The 17,128-nt window shown below is 63.1% G+C and carries 14 protein-coding genes; 3 read left to right on the top strand and 11 right to left on the bottom strand.

The features are described 5' to 3' along the window. From J3D60_RS08470 to J3D60_RS08480, 3 genes are read right to left on the bottom strand one after another with little or no spacing between them, the layout of a single operon-like run. Complete coding sequence (locus J3D60_RS08470; protein WP_253490893.1) at positions 1-3,774, bottom strand: nitrate reductase subunit alpha; 3,774 nt, start codon at positions 3,772-3,774, stop codon at positions 1-3. 57 nt (positions 3,775-3,831) lie between these two features. Beyond that, entirely contained in the window at positions 3,832-5,229 is a 1,398-nt protein-coding gene (locus J3D60_RS08475) for a NarK family nitrate/nitrite MFS transporter (protein WP_065941892.1), read from the bottom strand. A 2-nt stretch (positions 5,230-5,231) separates the two neighbouring features. Next, the gene (locus tag J3D60_RS08480) at positions 5,232-6,488 is read right to left on the bottom strand and encodes a nitrate/nitrite transporter (protein WP_253490895.1); all 1,257 of its coding nucleotides are present in this window, start codon (positions 6,486-6,488) and stop codon (positions 5,232-5,234) included. Between the two features lie 310 nt (positions 6,489-6,798). Between J3D60_RS08480 and J3D60_RS08485 the strand changes: the two genes are divergently transcribed. The 3 genes from J3D60_RS08485 to J3D60_RS08495 all read left to right on the top strand — a co-directional run bounded on the left by J3D60_RS08485 (position 6,799) and on the right by J3D60_RS08495 (position 10,385). Continuing rightward, on the top strand, positions 6,799-8,601 hold the full coding sequence (locus tag J3D60_RS08485; RefSeq protein ID WP_065941891.1) for a HAMP domain-containing protein: 1,803 nt from the start codon (positions 6,799-6,801) through the stop codon (positions 8,599-8,601). Beyond that, positions 8,598-9,245 carry a two-component system response regulator NarL gene (gene narL / locus J3D60_RS08490; protein ID WP_027607179.1) on the top strand — a complete coding sequence of 216 codons (648 nt, stop codon included), beginning with the start codon at positions 8,598-8,600 and terminating at the stop codon, positions 9,243-9,245. The genes J3D60_RS08485 and narL overlap by 4 nt, the downstream gene beginning before the upstream one ends. 459 nt (positions 9,246-9,704) lie before the next feature. Beyond that, entirely contained in the window at positions 9,705-10,385 is a 681-nt protein-coding gene (locus tag J3D60_RS08495; RefSeq protein WP_253490898.1) for a Crp/Fnr family transcriptional regulator, read from the top strand. Here the strand turns inward: J3D60_RS08495 and J3D60_RS08500 are convergent, their stop codons facing one another. The 8 genes from J3D60_RS08500 to J3D60_RS08535 all read right to left on the bottom strand — a co-directional run bounded on the left by J3D60_RS08500 (position 10,386) and on the right by J3D60_RS08535 (position 16,875). Continuing rightward, positions 10,386-10,865 carry an SCP2 domain-containing protein gene (locus J3D60_RS08500; protein WP_065941890.1) on the bottom strand — a complete coding sequence of 160 codons (480 nt, stop codon included), beginning with the start codon at positions 10,863-10,865 and terminating at the stop codon, positions 10,386-10,388. Beyond that, positions 10,859-11,749, bottom strand: coding sequence for a U32 family peptidase (locus tag J3D60_RS08505; protein ID WP_253490900.1), 891 nt, complete (start codon positions 11,747-11,749; stop codon positions 10,859-10,861). The genes J3D60_RS08500 and J3D60_RS08505 overlap by 7 nt, the downstream gene beginning before the upstream one ends. Before the next feature lie 10 nt (positions 11,750-11,759). Next, a complete protein-coding gene (locus J3D60_RS08510; protein WP_253490902.1) occupies positions 11,760-12,755 on the bottom strand; it encodes a peptidase U32 family protein in 996 nt (331 codons plus the stop codon). 9 nt (positions 12,756-12,764) lie between these two features. Next, positions 12,765-13,997 (bottom strand): gephyrin-like molybdotransferase Glp, encoded by a 1,233-nt coding sequence (glp, locus tag J3D60_RS08515; protein WP_253490904.1) that lies wholly within the window; start codon positions 13,995-13,997, stop codon positions 12,765-12,767. Next, on the bottom strand, positions 13,994-14,548 hold the full coding sequence (gene moaB, locus J3D60_RS08520) for a molybdenum cofactor biosynthesis protein B (protein WP_065941886.1): 555 nt from the start codon (positions 14,546-14,548) through the stop codon (positions 13,994-13,996). Before moaB ends, glp begins: the two co-directional genes overlap by 4 nt. A gap of 85 nt (positions 14,549-14,633) precedes the next feature. Next, positions 14,634-15,281, bottom strand: a complete 648-nt coding sequence (gene pdxH, locus J3D60_RS08525) for a pyridoxamine 5'-phosphate oxidase (protein WP_043293719.1) — start codon at positions 15,279-15,281, stop codon at positions 14,634-14,636. 446 nt (positions 15,282-15,727) lie between these two features. Continuing rightward, positions 15,728-16,585, bottom strand: coding sequence for an IS3 family transposase (locus tag J3D60_RS08530; protein WP_078833402.1), 858 nt, complete (start codon positions 16,583-16,585; stop codon positions 15,728-15,730). Beyond that, positions 16,582-16,875: a transposase gene (locus J3D60_RS08535; protein ID WP_078833403.1), complete on the bottom strand. Its 294-nt coding sequence runs from the start codon at positions 16,873-16,875 to the stop codon at positions 16,582-16,584. The genes J3D60_RS08530 and J3D60_RS08535 overlap by 4 nt, the downstream gene beginning before the upstream one ends. Positions 16,876-17,128: the final 253 nt, after the last annotated feature.

A 17,128-nucleotide genomic window follows, 5' to 3' on the forward strand; every position in this document is an offset into this window, starting at 1 on the left:
TCAGTTCTCCTCGATGTCAGTCGGCAATGGGCGCGGCAAATCATCACCGCTGGAGCCATCGAGCCAGTCGACCTTGGCCATCTTGCGCACCACGACAAACTCATCGCGGTTGCAACCGACCGTGCCGTAGTAGTTGAAACCGTAGGCCTGCTGGGCATAGCCGCCGATCATGTGGGTCGGCTTGAGCACCACGCGGGTCACCGAGTTGTGGTGGCCGCCACGGGTCTTGGTGGTCTCCGAACCCGGCACGTTCACGATGCGTTCCTGGGCGTGGTACATCATCACCATGCCTTCCTTGACGCGCTGGCTGACCACCGCACGGGCGGTCAATGCGCCGTTGACGTTGAAGCATTCGATCCAGTCGTTGTCTTCGATGCCGGCGCGCTTGGCGTCGATTTCCGAGAGCCACACGATCGGTCCGCCACGGCTCAGGGTGAGCATCAGCAGGTTGTCGCTGTAGGTGCTGTGGATGCCCCACTTCTGGTGCGGGGTGATCCAGTTCAGCACGATCTCGGTCTCGCCATTGCTGCGCTTGCCCTTCACCCCTTCGATGGTGCGGGTGTTGACCGGTGGCCGGTAGCTCATCAGCTGCTCGCCGAACGCCTGCATCCACGGGTGATCCTGGTAGAACTGCTGGCGGCCGGTGATGGTGCGCCATGGGATGTTTTCATGCACGTTGGTGTAGCCGGCGTTGTAGCTCACGTGCTCGTCTTCCAGGCCGGACCAGGTCGGGCTGGAGATGATCTTGCGCGGCTGCGCCTGGATGTCGCGGAAGCGAATCGCTTCGTGGGCCTTGGAGATCGCCAGGTGGCTATGGTCGATGCCAGTGAATTCCGACAGCGCGGCCCAGGCTTTCAAGGCGACCTTGCCGTTGGTTTCCGGGGCCAGGGACAGGATCACTTCGGCGGCGTCGATGGCCGTGTCGATTTTCGGCCGGCCGTGGCTGATGCCTGCATCGCTTTCGTGATGGTTCAGCTCGCCGAGGAACTCGACTTCTTCATCGGTGTTCCAGTTGATGCCCTTGCCGCCGTTGCCGAGTTTTTCCAGCATCGGGCCCAGGGACGAGAACTGCTTGTAGATGTTCGGGTAGTCGCGTTCCACCACCGCCATGTTCGGCGCGTTCTTGCCCGGAACCGGCGCCACACCGGCGCTTTTCCAGTCGGTGCCGCCAAACGGCTGGGCCAGTTCGCCGACGCTGTCGTGCATCAACGGGACTGTAACCAGGTCTTGCTCCACGCCCAGGTGGCCGACCGACATGGCCGAGAACGCCTTGGCGATGCCCTTGTAGATTTCCCAGTCGGAACGCGACTCCCACGCGGGGTCGATGGCCGCCGACAACGGGTGAATGAACGGGTGCATGTCCGAGGTGTTCATGTCGTCTTTTTCGTACCAGGTGGCAGTCGGCAAGACGATGTCGGAATACACGCAGGTGGAGGACATGCGGAAGTCGAGGGTGGTCACCAGGTCGAGCTTGCCGATGGCGCCGTCTTCGACCCATTCGGCCTCGGTGGGCTTGCATTCGGTGCTGTGGCCGATGTCTTCGTTCATCACGCCGTTCTTGGTGCCCAACAGGTACTTGAGCATGTACTCATGGCCCTTGCCCGAGGAACCGAGCAGGTTGGAGCGCCAGATAAACATGTTGCGCGGGAAGTTCACCGGGCTGTCCGGCTGTTCGCAGGCGAAGCGCAGGCTGCCGTCCTGCCAGGACTTGACCACGTAGTCTTTCGGCGTCATGCCGGCTGCAGCGGCGTCACGGCAAATGTGCAGCGGGTTGGTGTTGAGCTGTGGCGCACTCGGCAACCAGCCGGCGCGTTCGGCGCGGATGTTGTAGTCCAGGGCGTGTTCCGGGAATTGCGACTTGTCGGCCAGGGGCGAGAGCACGTCGTGCATGCTCATCTTCTCGTGGCGCCATTGCGAGCTGTGGCCGTAGAAGAAGCTGGTGCCGTTCATCTGGCGTGGCGGGCGGTTCCAGTCGAGGCCGAAGGCCAGGGGCAGCCAGCCGCATTGGGGGCGCAGTTTTTCCTGGCCGACGTAGTGGGCCCAACCGCCGCCGGTCTGGCCGACGCAACCGCAGAGCATGAGCATATTGATCAGCCCGCGGTAGTTCATGTCCATGTGGTACCAGTGGTTCATCGCCGCGCCGACGATGATCATCGAGCGGCCCTTGGTCTTGTCGGCGTTGTCGGCGAACTCACGGGCGATCTGGATGGCTTTCTCGCGGCTGACGCCGGTGATCGCTTCCTGCCACGCCGGGGTGCCTGGCACGCTGGCGTCGTCGTAGTCCCTGGCCACGTTCTGGCCGCCCAGGCCACGGTCGATGGCCAGGTTGGCGGCGGACAAGTCGAACACCGTCGCCACCTTGGCCACGCTGCCGTCGGCCAGGGTCACGCTGTGCACCGGCACGCGGCGGAACTGCACGGCATCGCCGGCCACGTGCTGGAAGTGCTCGTGGGCTTCGCCGGCAAAATACGGGAAGGCCACTTCGGCGATGTCGTCACCGATCAGGCTGAGTTTCAGGTCGATGGCGCGGCCTTCACCGCCCTCCTTGGCGAGGATGTTCCACTTGCCCTTCTCACCCCAGCGGTAGCCGATGGACCCTTGTGGCGACACCAGTTCACCGCTTTCGTCGAGGGCGATGGTTTTCCATTCCGGGTTGTTGTCCTGGCCGAGGTTGCCGGTGAGGTCCGAGGCACGCAGGAAGCGATCGGGCTGGAAGCCGGCGCCGGGCGCGAACCCGGTCATCGGCTTGAGCATCACCAGCACCGGCAAGTCGGTAAAGCGCTTGGCGTAGTCGGTGAAGTAGGCGCTCGGTTTATCCAGGTGAAATTCCTTGAAGATCACATGGTTGAAGGCCTGGGCCAACGCGGCGTCGGTGCCCTGCTTGGGGTTGAGCCACAGGTCGGTGAGCTTGGCCACTTCCGAATAGTCCGGGGTGATGGCCACGGTCTTGGTGCCCTTGTAGCGCACCTCGGTGAAGAAGTGCGCGTCCGGGGTACGGGTCTGCGGGACGTTGGAACCCCAGGCGATGATGTAGTTGGAGTTGTACCAGTCGGCCGATTCGGGCACGTCGGTCTGCTCGCCCCACACCATCGGCGAGGCCGGTGGCAGGTCGCAGTACCAGTCGTAGAAGCTCAGGCACACGCCGCCGATCAGCGACAGGTAACGCGAACCCGCCGCGTAGCTGACCATGGACATGGCCGGGATCGGCGAGAAGCCGACGATGCGGTCCGGGCCGTATTGCTTGATGGTGTAGACGTTGGAGGCGGCGATGATCTCGTTGACCTCCTCCCAGTTCGAGCGAATGAAACCGCCCATGCCGCGTTTGCTCTTGTAGGAGTCGGCCTTGACCTTGTCCTCGACGATGCTCGCCCACGCCTCCACCGGCGACAGGGTCTGGCGCGCCTCACGCCACAACTTGAGCAGCGGCTTGCGGATCTTCGGGTACTTGAGGCGATTGGCGCTGTAGATGTACCAGCTGTAGCTGGCACCCCGCGGGCAGCCGCGCGGCTCATGGTTGGGCAGGTCGTTGCGGGTGCGCGGGTAGTCGGTCTGCTGGGTTTCCCAGGTGATCAGGCCGTTCTTCACGTAGATCTTCCACGAGCACGAGCCGGTGCAGTTCACGCCGTGGGTGGAGCGCACGATCTTGTCGTACTGCCAGCGCGAGCGGTAGACGTTTTCCCAGTCGCGGGACTCCTTGCGGGTCTCGCCGTGACCGTCGGAGAATTCGTTTTGCTTGCGGTTGAAGAACCGCAGTTGATCCAATAGGTGACTCATGATGCTTTCCTCATCAGGCGTGCCGTGGGGTGCGTTGCCCCGCGAATTCGTGGTCGATCAGCAGGGTGTGGCGCAGCCTTTGCGGGCGTACCACCACCAGGTCACGACGATGCAGCTCAGGTAGAAACCGACAAACATGTAGAAGGCCATCGCCGGGCTGCCAGTGGCGGCCATGGACGTGCCGAAGGACTTGGGAATGAAGAACGCACCGAAGGCGCCCATGGCCGAGCTGAAGCCCAGCACGGCGGCGGATTCCTTGCCGGCATTCTTGATCGCCTGCTCGCGCTCGGCGGCGGATTTACCGGCACTGGCCTTCTCGTGCAGGGTGCGGAAGATCACCGGGATCATGCGGAAGGTGGAGCCGTTGCCGACGCCGGTGGTGATGAACAGCAGCATGAACATGCCGAGGAAACCGTAGAAGCTACCGCCCTGCCCGTTCTGCGGCAAAAAGTGCAGCACGCCGAACACCATCACGATCATCAGCACGAAGTTCCACAAGGTCACCCGTGCGCCGCCCAGCTTGTCCGCCAGCCAGCCGCCGAGTGGGCGTACCAGGGCACCGACCAGCGGGCCGAGGAAGGCGAATTTCAGCGCCACCACATCGGGGAACGAGGTCTTGATCAGCAGCGGGAACGCCGCCGAAAAGCCGATGAATGAGCCGAAAGTCGCCAGGTACAACCAGCACATCAGCCAGTTGTGCTTGCGCTTGAAGATCACCGCCTGCTCGCTGAACGAAGCGCGGGCGCTGGACAGGTCATTCATGCCGAACCAGGCCGCCACGGTGACGGTGAGGATAAACGGCACCCAGATGAAACCGGCGTTCTGCAACCAGAGTTGACTGCCATCCGCCAAGGTCTGCGGTTGGCCGCCCACCAGGCCGAACACGCCGAACGTGATCACCAGCGGCACGCAGAACTGCATCACCGACACCCCCAGGTTGCCGAGGCCGGCGTTCAGGCCCAGGGCCGTGCCTTGCTGCGACTTGGGGTAGAAGAAGCTGATATTGGACATGCTCGAGGCGAAGTTGCCGCCACCGAAACCGCACAGCAGCGCGATCAGTACAAACACGCTGTAGGGGGTGCTGGGGTCTTGCACCGCAAAGCCCATCCACAGCGACGGCAGCAGCAGCGACGCGGTGCTCAGGGCGGTCCAGCGGCGGCCGCCGAAGATCGGCACCATGAACGAGTAGAACACCCGCAAGGTGGCACCGGACAGACCCGGCAACGCCGCCAGCCAGAACAACTGGTCGGTGGTGAACGTAAAGCCGATGGCGTTCAGGCGCACGATCACCGTGCTCCACACCATCCACACGGCGAAGGCCAGCAACAGCGCAGGGATCGAGATCCACAGGTTGCGGGTCGCGGTCTTCTTGCCGCTGGCGCCCCAGAACGCCGGGTCTTCAGGGCGCCAGTCGTGGATCACCGGCCCCGAGCCGGGCTTTTGCGCGATGGACATGTTCATTCTCCTTGGAGAGGTTGGGCGGTTTTGCCCAACAGCGGTTGCTTGCGCATTTCGCTGAAGTACATCCAGGTCAGGGACACCCAGACCACGCCGTACATCAACATGAAGCAGGACGAGCGCACGCCGGTGAGGTCCACCAGGGCGCCAAACAGGATCGGCAGCACAAAGCCGCCCAGGCCACCGGCCAGGCCGACGATGCCGGACACCGCGCCCATGTTCTGTGGGTAGTCATTGGCGATGTACTTGAACACCGAGGCCTTGCCGAACGCGAAGGCGATGCCCATCACGAACAGCAGCACGGTGAACAGGGTGGCGTTGAGGCCGATATGGAAATCCAGGGGACCGTTGACGGTCTGCACCTGCAATTGGGTCTGCGGGTAGCTGAGCAGGAACAGGCAGATCCAGCTCACCCACAGCACCCACCAGGTCACGCTCTGGGCGCTCCAGCGGTCGGACATCCAGCCGCCCACCGCACGCAGCACGCCGCCGGGCAGGGAGAAACACGCGGCCAGCAACGCGGCGCTTTGCAGGCTGAAGCCGTATTCCTGCACGTAGTACTTGGTCATCCACAGCGCCAGGGCCACATAGCCGCCGAACACAATCGAGTAGTACTGGCAGTAGCGCCACACGGCCGGGTCTTTCAGGCACAGCAACTGCTGGCGCAGGGTGGCGCCGCCGGCACTGCGGTGGGCCTTGTTCTCGCTGGTGAGGAACCAGAACAGCAGCGCGGTGATAAACAGGATCGCGCCGAACACCTTGGGCACCAGGTGCCAGGTGCCGAGGGCGATCAGCGCCGGGGCCAGGAACTTGGTGACGGCGGCGCCCGCGTTGCCGGCGCCGAACACGCCCATGGCAAAGCCCTGGTTGTCTTTGTCGAACCACTTGGCCACGTAGGCGATGCCCACCGAAAACGAACCGCCGGCCAGGCCGACGAACAGGCCCAGCACCAGGAACTGCCAATAGGCGGTGGCGTAGGTGATCAGGTACAGCGGCAGCACGCAGGCGAGCATCAACAGGAAGAACACGATGCGCCCGCCGAAGCGGTCAGTCAGCAGGCCCAGGGGCAGGCGCACCAGGGAACCGGTCAACACCGGCGTGGCGGCCAGCAGGCCGAACTGGGTTTCGTTGAGTTGCAACAGCTCTTTGATGGGTACGCCCAGCACGGCGAACATCATCCACACCATAAAGCAGACGGTGAAGGCCAGGGTGCTCATGCCCAGCACCAGGCCTTGTCTCATACGGGGTTGAGTCACGGTATGCGCTCCAGAAAGTGATTCCATGGGCGCAGGTTAGGGGCGACACCCCCGTGGAACTTGACCCAGGTCAACGTCCGCCTGGAGGGTATGGGGCTATGCTGGCCCCACATACCTCTAAGGAGGTAGTCCTAACAACAAGATAAAGTCTTTATTTATCAATGGATTGGTCTCTTGTGCCGGCGTTTTCCCGTGGGAGGGTTTGCCGGCAACTCTTTAGAGGTAGTGCGCCAGGGATTGCGGTTTCTCAGCCCTTTTCCCTTTGCAGGTGCCGCCATGCAGGCTCTCAACCCCCTTCGATCACGCCGCCATGTTTAACTGGCTGCGCAGCTCCCTGCCCGCTCGCGCCGGGCTGGCGGTGATCCTGATCGCCATCCTCGCCCTCGCCAGTTCCTTGAGCGCCGGCCTGATCGCCTGGTTCAGCCAGGGCGACGCGGCCGCCATCAACACCGCCGGCTCGGTGCGCATGGAGACCTACCACCTGAGCTGGAAACTGGCGGCCGGTGCGCCTGCCGACGAGATCGACGCCATCACCCACAGCCTGCAAGGGCGCCTCGACAGCCAATCGCTCAAGGCGGTGCTCGAGGACGGCCCGCGCAGCGCCCTGCTGCAGAGCTACCAACAGATCCAGCAGCGCTGGGACACCGATCTGCGCCCGGCGCTGGCACGCGGCGACGCGGTGCTGTTCCAGGCCAGCGCACCGGGGTTCGTCGAGCAACTGAACCAATTCGTCAGCCTCCTGCAACAACACAGCGAACAGAAACAGGGCTGGCAGCAAGGCATCCAGGGCCTGGCACTGTTCAGCACGCTGATCATCCTGCTGATCGGCCTGTATGAATTGCAGTACGGGGTGGTCAACCCGCTGGAAGAACTGGTGCACGCGACCCGGCGCTTTCGTGACGGCGACTTCAAGACTCGGGTCAATCACCGCTCCGAAGACGAGTTGGGGCAACTCGCCCTGAGCTTCAACACCATGGCCGAAACCATTGAACACTCCCACCGCACCCTCGAGAGCCAGGTGCGGCAGAAAACCCTCAACCTGCAACAAGCCAACGCTGCCCTGGAGCTGCTTTACCAGAGCAGCCGCAGCCTGGCCACGCGCCTGGCGAACGCCGAGGGCCTGGATGAACTGATCCGGCGCTTCCAGAAACGCCTGCCGGGGCTGCGCCTGTCGCTGTGCCTGCAAGGGCACTTCCTGGCGCCGGCCCAGCAGATGCTCTCCTTGAATGGAGGGGATAGCCGCAACGTCTGCGCCATCGGTGATTGCGCAACGTGCCAAAAACAGAAAGTGGCGCTCCCCCAGGTATTCAGCATCAGCAACCAGGGCTCGGAACTGGGCGAACTCAAGGCGCACTTCCTCGACGGCCATGCGCCCCAGGACTGGGAGAAACAGTTGATCCAGGCCCTGGCCAACCTGATCGGCACCTCGCTGTCGCTCAAGCGCCAGCGCGAACAGGACCACCGCCTGCTGCTGCTCGACGAACGCACCATCATCGCCCGGGAACTGCACGATTCCCTGGCCCAGGCGCTGTCCTACATGAAGCTGCAGGTCAGCCGCATGCAAACCCTGATCCGCCGTGGCGAACCGGTGGAAACCCTGGCCACCGTCACCGCCGAACTGCGCGACGGGCTGAACAACGCCTACCGCCAACTGCGCGAATTGCTCACCACCTTCCGCCTGCAAATCCACGATGCCGGGCTGGTGCAGGAGCTGCAGGACACCGCCGAGGAGTTCTCGCGGCGTGGGGAGTTCCAGGTGCATCTGCATGTGGACGCCCTGGCCTTCCAGCTGTCGGCCAGCGAACAGATCCACTTGTTGCAGGTCACCCGCGAGGCCCTGTCCAATTGCCTGCGCCATGCCCATGCGCAAAACGCCTGGCTGCAACTGCGCCAGGAAGGCGAGACCGTGAGCCTGAGCATCGAGGACGACGGCCGGGGCTTCTGCGGTGAGGTCGACACCCGCGAACACCACGGCCTGACCATCATGGACGAGCGCGCCCGCAGTCTGCATGGCCGCCTCGACATCAGCCCCCGCGAGCCCCAGGGCACCCGCGTGCAATTGCGTTTCCAACCGGAATTTCTCGGCCACTCCCTACAAGGCACCGCCTCATGAACACCCTCACCCGCCACCGTATCCTGCTGGTCGACGATCACCCGATGATGCGCCACGGCATGCGCCAGATGCTTGAGCTGGAAGACGACCTGCAAGTGGTCGGCGAAGCCGGCAACGGCCAGGAAGCCCTGGACCAGATCGACGGGCTGCAACCGGACCTGGTGCTGCTGGACAACAACATGCCGCACATGAACGGCCTGGAAACCCTGCGCCGCCTGCGGGCCATGAACTATGCCGGCAAGGTGCTGCTGTTTACCGTGTCCGACGCCGAGGACGACATCCGCGATGCGCTGCGCCTGGATGCCAATGGCTATCTGCTCAAGGACATGGAGCCGGAGTTGTTGATCCAGTACATCCGCGATGCGTTGCATGGCGCGCTGGTCATCAGCCCCGGCCTGACCCGCGTCCTGGCCCAGGCCCTGCGCTCGCCGCAGCCCCATGCAGCGGTGGAGTTGACCGAGCGCGAACGCCAGGTGCTGAGGACGATTGCCAGTGGGCACAGCAACAAGGTAATCGGGCACAAATTGGGGATTACCGAGGGCACGGTGAAGGTGCATGTGAAGAATCTGCTGCATAAGCTGGGGTTGCGGTCGCGGGTGGAGGCGGCGGTCTGGGCGATGGAGCATTTGCGGCAAGCGGGGTGAGGCTGTTTGATGCATATCCCAATGTGGGAGGGGCGGTGCGACGATTCGACTTGCTCCCGATTGAAGAGGGTCAGCCACGGATGCGTCAACTGGCACACCCTTATCGGGGCATGGCTATCTACACAACGCTGGCTCAACGCTGAACGCGCGGCAGATAGGGCTTTTGTGGTGAGCGGGCTTGTCCCGCGCTGGGCTGCGTAGCAGCCCCAAAACCAGTGTCTACAGAGTGTCTGATACACCGCATTGTTCTGGACTGGGGCTGCTACGCAGCCCAGCGCGGGGCAAGCCCGCTCACCACAGGGAGATTTGTCAGGGTCTGAAAAAGTTGTGTAGATACCCTTGCTCATCGGGGGCAAGCCCCCCCACATTGTTTACACAAACCCCGCAAGAGGTACCCCCACAGAGGCATATCAACCCCGCCCCAAGCCCTCTACGCTAGCCCATTGCGGAGGCCCAACCATGCTCACCCATCCCCACATCGTGCTCACCCTGCGTCGCCATCACCTGTTCAGCCAGCTCCCGGAAAAAACCTTCCAGGACGTCTGCACCCTGGCCAACCTCAAGCACCTGCCCGGCCATGCGCCGTTGATGCACCAGGGTGACGCGGCCGAGCGTTTCTTCCTGCTGGTCAGCGGCCAGATCAAGCTGCATCGGGTTACGGGCGAAGGCCAGGAACACCTGGTGGAAATCATCCAGCCCGGCCAGACCTTTGCCGAAGCGCTGCTGTTCACCCAGGCCAAGGCCTATCCGGTGAGTGCCACCGCGCTCAAGGACAGTGTGCTGGTCAGCATCGAAGGCCAGCACTACCGCCGGGCCCTGGAAGACCAGCCGAAAATCTGCCTGGCGATCCTGGCCAGCATGAGCATCCACCTGCATCAGCGCCTCAAGGACATCGACACCCTGACCCTGGCCAACGCCAGCCGCCGGGTGATCAACTTCCTGTTCCAGGAGCGCGATGCACTGAGTGGCGAGGTGGTGCTGCAAGTGCCCAAGCGCCTGGTGGCGTCGAAGCTGGGGATCCAGCCGGAGACCTTTTCAAGGATCCTGCACCGGCTGGTGGAAGGCGGGTTGATCGAGGTGCAGCGGCGCACCATTCGAATCCTCTGCGAAGAACAGTTGATGGGCTATCAGGCCGGCTGATCAGTGCCCGCTATGAACCGCTGACGCCCGCCCCGCCCGCTCCAGATTCCGCCACAACCAGGGCGGCAACACATCCGGGTCCAAACTGTCGATCAGATTCTTCAACCCCAGCCCCAATTCCGTATCCCCCTCAATCACCAACCGGCGGCGAAAGAACAACGTATCCGGATCTTCCTGGCGGCTGGCCAGCAACAGAAACTCCCGCCAATTACCACTGATGCTGACCTGCGCCTCAGCCTTTTGCGCAATCCGCAACCCATCCCGCCCCAGGGTCAGGTACCAGCACAACCCCAGGTCAGGAATACGCAAACACAGCCAACGCCCGCGCAGCAGGTCAAACCCGCCGTCGCCCAGGGGTTCGGCCAGGCAGCGGTTGAGGGCTTGCTGCAAGACCAGGCGCTGTACGCCAAACGGCACACGGCGGATCAACGGCAACAACCGGTCGGCACCCTTGAGCAGCCATGGTTTACGACTCAGCACAGGCCCACCTCCTCAACCCGCAACATACCCGCCTGGCCGTGCCAATAGCCGTTGCAGCCTTCGACATACAGCGGCGGCGTAGCGCCCTGGCGTACCTGGTCGTAGGCACGTACCACCTCGACCATGCCCTCGGCCCGGGGGCTCAGGCGCAACAGGTTGGCGCCGCTGGACACCAGGCCGGGGTAATCGGCCAGCAGGTTGGTAACGTCGGCAGACATGGTCTGGATGCCATTCAAGGTGAACAACGCCTGCCCTTCCTGGCTGGTCAGTGCCATGCCATCGGGGTAGTTGATGCAGCAGAACTGGCAATCGTCCTTCGGGCGGTTTTCCGCGCGGGCGGTGAAGCAACGCGCCGAGTAGGCCAGGGGCAAATGGCCGTAGGCGAAGATCTCCACTTCGGGTAACGGCCGGCCCAATTCGCGCACCTGCTCCAGCACGTCGGCGATCAGGCCCTGGGAGCACTCCACCGGCGGCACCCAGCGCTGCATGCCGGCGTCGAGCAGTTGCACCAGGGCGTGACCGTTGTAGAGGTTGAGCGCCGGGCCGCCGACAAAGGGCAATTTGCGCTCGATCAGCATCTGCACCGCGCCCATGTCATTGGCCTCCACCAGCCACTCGCCGTTGTCGCACAGGCGGCGCAGGCTCGACAGTTCGGAGGCGGCTTCGATCAAGGTCAGGCTCGACAACACGATCTGCGCCGAGCTGCAGGTTTGCAGCTCCCGGCCCAGGCCTAACCAACGGTCCAGGGAAAACGCGCGGCGCTTGGCACACACGGTTTCGCCCAGGTAAATCACGTCCAGGGGCAAGCCGGCCATGTCCGAGTAGAAGCGCCCCAGGTGTTCCTTATCCCAATAAAACAGCACCGGTCCCAGGCTGAGTTTCATCTGTGTCTCCTCACTGCCATGCACGATGGTAGGCGCCGAGTGTGGTCTGGCTGCCTTCGGATAACCCGGCCAGCACCTGGCGCCATTGGTCCTTGACCACAAAGCTGGCCGGTGCGCTGCGGTGGGCGTCGAGCGCGGCGCGCCAGACCCGGGTGACTTGTTCCACATACGCCGGGCTGCGTTGCCGGCCTTCGATCTTGACCGCTTCGACGCCGATGGTGCTGAGCTCCGGCAGCAGGTCGAGGGTGTCGAGGCTGGTGGGTTCTTCGAGGGCATGGAAGCGCTTGCCGCCGACCAGGAAACGGCCCTTGCACAGGGTCGGGTAGCCGGCGGGTTCGTCGGGGGTGTAGCGGTCGATCAGCACGTCGCTCAGGCGCGCGCTCAAGCCCTCGGCGTCTTCGCTCCAGCGCACCGCCTTGGCCGGCGAGCACACGCCGCAAAGGTTGGGCGACTCGCCGGTGATGTAGGAAGACAAGTGGCAACGCCCCTCGGCCATGATGCACAGGCTGCCAAAACCGAACACTTCGATGGGCACCGGGCTGCTAGCCGCCACCTGTTTGACCTGGGCCAGGGACAGCACACGGGGCAACACCGCACGGCGAATGCCATAGCGTTCGGCATAGAACTTCAGCGCCGCCGCGTGGGTGGCCGAGCCCTGTACCGAGAGGTGCAAGGCCATGTGCGGATGCTGACGGCTGGCGTAGTCGAGCACACCGGGGTCGGCGGCGATCAGGGCGTCCACGCCGTGGTCCGCCGCGCGGTCGACGGCGCGTTGCCAACGCGCCCAGATCTTCGGTTGCGGGTAGGTGTTGACCGCCACGTACAGCTTGCGCTGGTGCTGGCGAATAAAGGCGACGGCACCGTCGAACTGTTTGTCGTCCATGTTCAACCCGGCGAAATGCCGGGCATTGGTGTCATCGCGAAAACCGACATACACCGCATCGGCGCCTTGGCGCACCGCGGCTTTAAGCGCAGGCAGGTTGCCTGCCGGGCAGACCAGTTGCATGGGGGCTCCTCAGAGAAATTCAGCGAAAGACACAAACGGCACCGGTTCATCCTTGAGCACCTGATGCTCACGCTCGACGATCACCAGGCCATCGGCCCAACAGGCGGCGGTGAGCATCGCCGAGCTTTGCTGGGGATGCAGCACGGCGCGCAATTGCCCGTCCTCGCCAGGGCTCAGGCGTGCACGCAGGTACTGGCGGCGCTTGTTGGGCGTGAGCCATTCGAATGCGGCCGGCACCTGGATCGGCACCGGCAACACCCGTTCCACTCCTTGGGCGCGCAGCAGGAACGGACGCACCACCACCAACGCGGTGATCAGCGCCGCCGACGGGTTACCGGGCAGGCCCAGCCACGGTTTGCCCGCCACTTCGCCAAACGCCAGGGGCTTGCCGGGCTGAATCGCCAGGCGCCAGAAGTCCACGCGGCCGAGCGCTTCGATGGCCTGCTTGAGATGGTCCTCCTCCCCCACCGACACCCCCGCCGAGGTCAGCAACAGGTCGCATTCGGACGAGGCCAGGGCCAGCGCATCACGGCTGGCGGCCAACTCGTCAGCCATCACGCCGTAGTCGTGCACGTCCACGCCCCAGCTACGCAATAACGCGGCCAGGGCATAGCGGTTGCTGTTGTAGATCTGCCCCGGCACCAGCGCCTCGCCCGGGTCACGCAGCTCGTTGCCGCTGCTGAGCAGGCACACCCGCAACGGGCGATAGACTTTCAACCGAGGGATGCCGGCCGAGGCGAGCAAGCCGATGTCCTGGGCGCGCAGGCGCTTGCCGACGGCGATCAGGGTCTGCCCACGCTGCAGCTCTTCACCCTGCTTGCGCACGTGCTCGCCGAGACGTACCGGCGGGCACCAGATGCGCTGGCCGTACAGGCGGCAACGCTCCTGTGCCACCACCGTGTCAGCGCCAGGCGGTAGCGGCGCACCGGTAAAAATGCGCACGGCCTGCCCGGCCTGCACGCTCACCTTGCTGTGCTGCCCCGCCGCAATGCGCCCGGCGAGCATCAGGTAGCCGCCTTCGGCCGGCACGTCCTCGGCGCGCAGGGCGTAGCCGTCCATGGCGCTGTTGTCGAAACCGGGCAAATCCAGGGGCGAGAACAGCTCTTCGGCGACCACCCGCCCCAGGGCCTGCTCGAGACCAATCACCTCGGTGCTCGGCGGCGGCGGCGCCTGGGCCAGCAGCGTGGCAATGGCCTCGTCCACCGGCATCAGGTGGCCGCTGTCACACACCGAGACACTCATGAACGCGACTCGCAGGCTTGCAGGGTTTGCTCAGGCTGGGGCTTGAGGTGCGGCACGAAGTTGCACGGGCCGGTGCGGCTGTCCAACTGCCCCGCCAGGATCTGGTCCCAGCCGGTGCGACACGCCCCCGGCGAGCCCGGCATGCAGCACACCAGCACGCCGTTGCTGATGCCGGCCAGGGCGCGGGACTGCAAGGTGGAAGTGCCGATCTCGGCCAGGGACACCTGGCGGAACAGCTCACCGAAGCCTTCCACGTGTTTGTCCAGCAACGGCAACACCGCCTGGGGTGTGTTGTCGCGGGCGGTGAAACCGGTACCGCCGGTCATCAGCACCACTTGCACCTCGGGGTCCGCGATCCACAAGGAGACTTGCGCACGAATCTGGTAGATGTCGTCGATCACCAGGCCACGGTCGATGAGCACATGCCCGGCACTTTCGAGGCGGTCCACCAGGGTCTGGCCGGAGGTGTCGGTGTCGAGGGTACGGGTGTCACTGATGGTCAGCACGGCGATGTTCAGGGGCACGAAATTGCGTTGTTTCAAATGGGCCATGATCAAGGCTCCAGGCGTCAAGAAAGTTGCCGTCAGCCTGCGCCGCAACGGGCGCAGGGCCTATTCCTCCAAGGAGGTATCTCGTTCAGGGGGCCAGGCGCGTGCGCTGCCAAATGCCCGCATGCAGGCGGTAGTCGAGACGGTCATGCAGACGGTCGGGCCGGCCCTGCCAGAACTCGATACGCTGCGGCTGCAGGCGGTAACCGCCCCAATGCTCGGGCCGGGGCGGTTGCTGCCCGGCGAAACGCTCGGTGACATCACGCAAGCGACTTTCCAGCTCGCTGCGATGGCCAAGGGGCTGGCTTTGCGGCGACGCCCAGGCGCCCAACTGACTGGCGGCCGGTCGCGCATCGAAATAATCGTCCGACAACTGCGCATCCGCCCGCACCACCGGGCCTTCGATACGCACCTGACGCTCCAGCCCCGGCCAGAAAAACGTCATGGCCGCATGGGGATTGCTCGCCAACTCCTGGCCCTTGGCACTCTGGTAATGGCCGAAAAAGAAAAAACCCTCGGCGCTGAAACCCTTGAGCAGCAGGATGCGACAATGGGCATGCCCGTCATGATCGACCGTAGCCAAGGCCATGCTATTGGCCTCGGCCGGAGGCACTTCGGTTTTACGCGCCTGATCCAGCCACTGGCCGAACAGCACCAAGGGATCGTCCTGCACCAAGTCATCACGCAGGCCATAAAGGGTGTAGTTGCGGCGCAATTGCGCAAGAGACAGGGGCATGGCGCAGTCCTCCAGAAAGTTCGCCACAGTTTGGGAACCTCCGCGCATTTATCCCTTGACCGCGATCAACATTCGCCCGTGGCATGACGCCGCATGTGATTGCTTGAGGTGTCGGGGGCTACACAACGGATCGCGTTGCTGTTGCTGTTGCTGTTGCTCTGGCTCTGGCTCTGGCTCTGGCTCTGGCTCTGGCTCTGGCTCTTGATCTTGATCTTGATCTTGATCTCAGGCGCCCCGTCAAACACGCTGGCCGAACGCAGGCTTGAATCCGTGGGTAACCCGGCAGGACGCCGGGTTAGCCGTCCTGGGCCAGGGATGGCCCATGACGGCGGCCCACGGATTCAAGCCTGCGTTCGGGCATACCGAGCCTAGGCGAGGTACCGAGTGGTGGGGCGAGAGCCTTTTGGTGGACTTGTTCCCTCAAAACGTACGCCATGAAGCGAGTGTTAAGCAGTTTGCTTCAGTTGCTTTGCGTAGTCATTAGGTGAGCTGTATCCCAGCGCCGAGTGCAGCCGTGCCGCGTTGTAAAACCCATGGATGTAGCTTGCGATTGATGTATGGGCCTGCGCTTTGCTGGGATACACACCGGTGGCTTCTTCCTTCTTGAGTGTGGCAAAAAAGCTCTCTGCCACGGCGTTATCCCAGCAATTTCCTTTACGGCTCATGCTTTGCACGAAGCCTCTTTCCGCGATCATGCTGCGAAAACCGCTACCGGTGTATTGCCGGCCTCGATCAGAGTGAAAAATCACACCGTGATCAACTGGCGCTTTAGTCCAGGCGTTCATGAACGCCTGTTGTACCAAGCCCTCGGGCATACGGTCCGACAGGCTGTAACCCAGTACCTGCCGGGTTTGGACACTTAACACCACAGCCAGGTACAACCAACCCTGGCGAGTCGAAATATACGTGATATCCCCCACCCAGGCGGGCGCCGGGCTTGTCACAGAAAAGCGTCGTTTCAACACGTTCTCAGAAATGGGTTGGATATACCGGTTATCCGTCGAGTGTTTGAACCGTGCTTTGATTTTTCCTCGCAGCATCTCCTCTCTCATCAGACGAGCTACTCGCTTGTGTCCTATCGCGTACGACCGGTTATGAAGCGCCTTAACCATACGTGGTCGCCCATAAGTGCCGCGGCTTGCCCGATGAATCGCACGAATTTCCAAGCGAATCGCCGCATCTGGATCAGGACGTTCCTGGCGCTTCAAATAGTCGTGAAAGCCCGACACCGAGACCTCCATCACTCGACATAACAGCCTGACTGGAAAGTGAGTCCGTTCACGGGCGACGAAGGCGTATCTCAGTTGGACTCTCTGGCAAAGAACGCCGTCGCTTTTTTTAGGATTTCTCGTTCCATTTTAAGCGTGGCATTTTCAGCTCGAAGCCGGGCCAGCTCGCTTTCCAGGTCAGAAACCGGATGCCGGGAGGGAGAACTGAGAGGACGCCCGTTGCGTGCGGCGTCCAGCCAATTCCCTAGGGTTTTGACCGAGATATCCAACTGTCGGGCAGCTTCTCCTCGACCAATACTTTCAGCAAGTGTCACTGCTTGAGCTTTGAAGTCATCGGTGTAGCTGCGGCGGGTTTGCTGTGACATAGGTGCCTCCAAGGTTGCGATTAAAATATCGCTTCTTGGCGTCCGCTGCGAGGGAACAAGTCCATGGTTACTTTGGGGCTCTTTTCCAAAGTGACCCGCCGTAAGGGCGGAACCCTAGGTGGCCGTTACCGCAGCAACGGATATGTACCCAGCCCAATCCAAAAAAAATGCTCGGCCCACAGGCCGCCATCGGGAGCAAGTCGAATCGTCGCACTGCCCCTCCCATGTCTGATCTCTATACATCAGGTACCTA

The organism is Pseudomonas sp. S3E17, assembly GCF_024168685.1.
In the GTDB taxonomy this organism is placed as follows: domain Bacteria; phylum Pseudomonadota; class Gammaproteobacteria; order Pseudomonadales; family Pseudomonadaceae; genus Aquipseudomonas; species Aquipseudomonas marginalis.

Excerpts from the sequence above, each read along its gene's own strand:
- J3D60_RS08470 (WP_253490893.1), bottom strand. The coding sequence starts at position 3,774 with ATGAGTCACCTATTGGATCAACTGCGGTTCTTCAACCGCAAGCAAAAC.
- J3D60_RS08475 (WP_065941892.1), bottom strand. The coding sequence starts at position 5,229 with ATGTCCATCGCGCAAAAGCCCGGCTCGGGGCCGGTGATCCACGACTGG.
- J3D60_RS08485 (WP_065941891.1), top strand. The coding sequence starts at position 6,799 with ATGTTTAACTGGCTGCGCAGCTCCCTGCCCGCTCGCGCCGGGCTGGCG.
- narL (WP_027607179.1), top strand. The coding sequence starts at position 8,598 with ATGAACACCCTCACCCGCCACCGTATCCTGCTGGTCGACGATCACCCG.
- J3D60_RS08495 (WP_253490898.1), top strand. The coding sequence starts at position 9,705 with ATGCTCACCCATCCCCACATCGTGCTCACCCTGCGTCGCCATCACCTG.
- J3D60_RS08505 (WP_253490900.1), bottom strand. The coding sequence starts at position 11,749 with ATGAAACTCAGCCTGGGACCGGTGCTGTTTTATTGGGATAAGGAACAC.
- J3D60_RS08510 (WP_253490902.1), bottom strand. The coding sequence starts at position 12,755 with ATGCAACTGGTCTGCCCGGCAGGCAACCTGCCTGCGCTTAAAGCCGCG.
- glp (WP_253490904.1), bottom strand. The coding sequence starts at position 13,997 with ATGAGTGTCTCGGTGTGTGACAGCGGCCACCTGATGCCGGTGGACGAG.
- moaB (WP_065941886.1), bottom strand. The coding sequence starts at position 14,548 with ATGGCCCATTTGAAACAACGCAATTTCGTGCCCCTGAACATCGCCGTG.
- pdxH (WP_043293719.1), bottom strand. The coding sequence starts at position 15,281 with ATGCCCCTGTCTCTTGCGCAATTGCGCCGCAACTACACCCTTTATGGC.
- J3D60_RS08535 (WP_078833403.1), bottom strand. The coding sequence starts at position 16,875 with ATGTCACAGCAAACCCGCCGCAGCTACACCGATGACTTCAAAGCTCAA.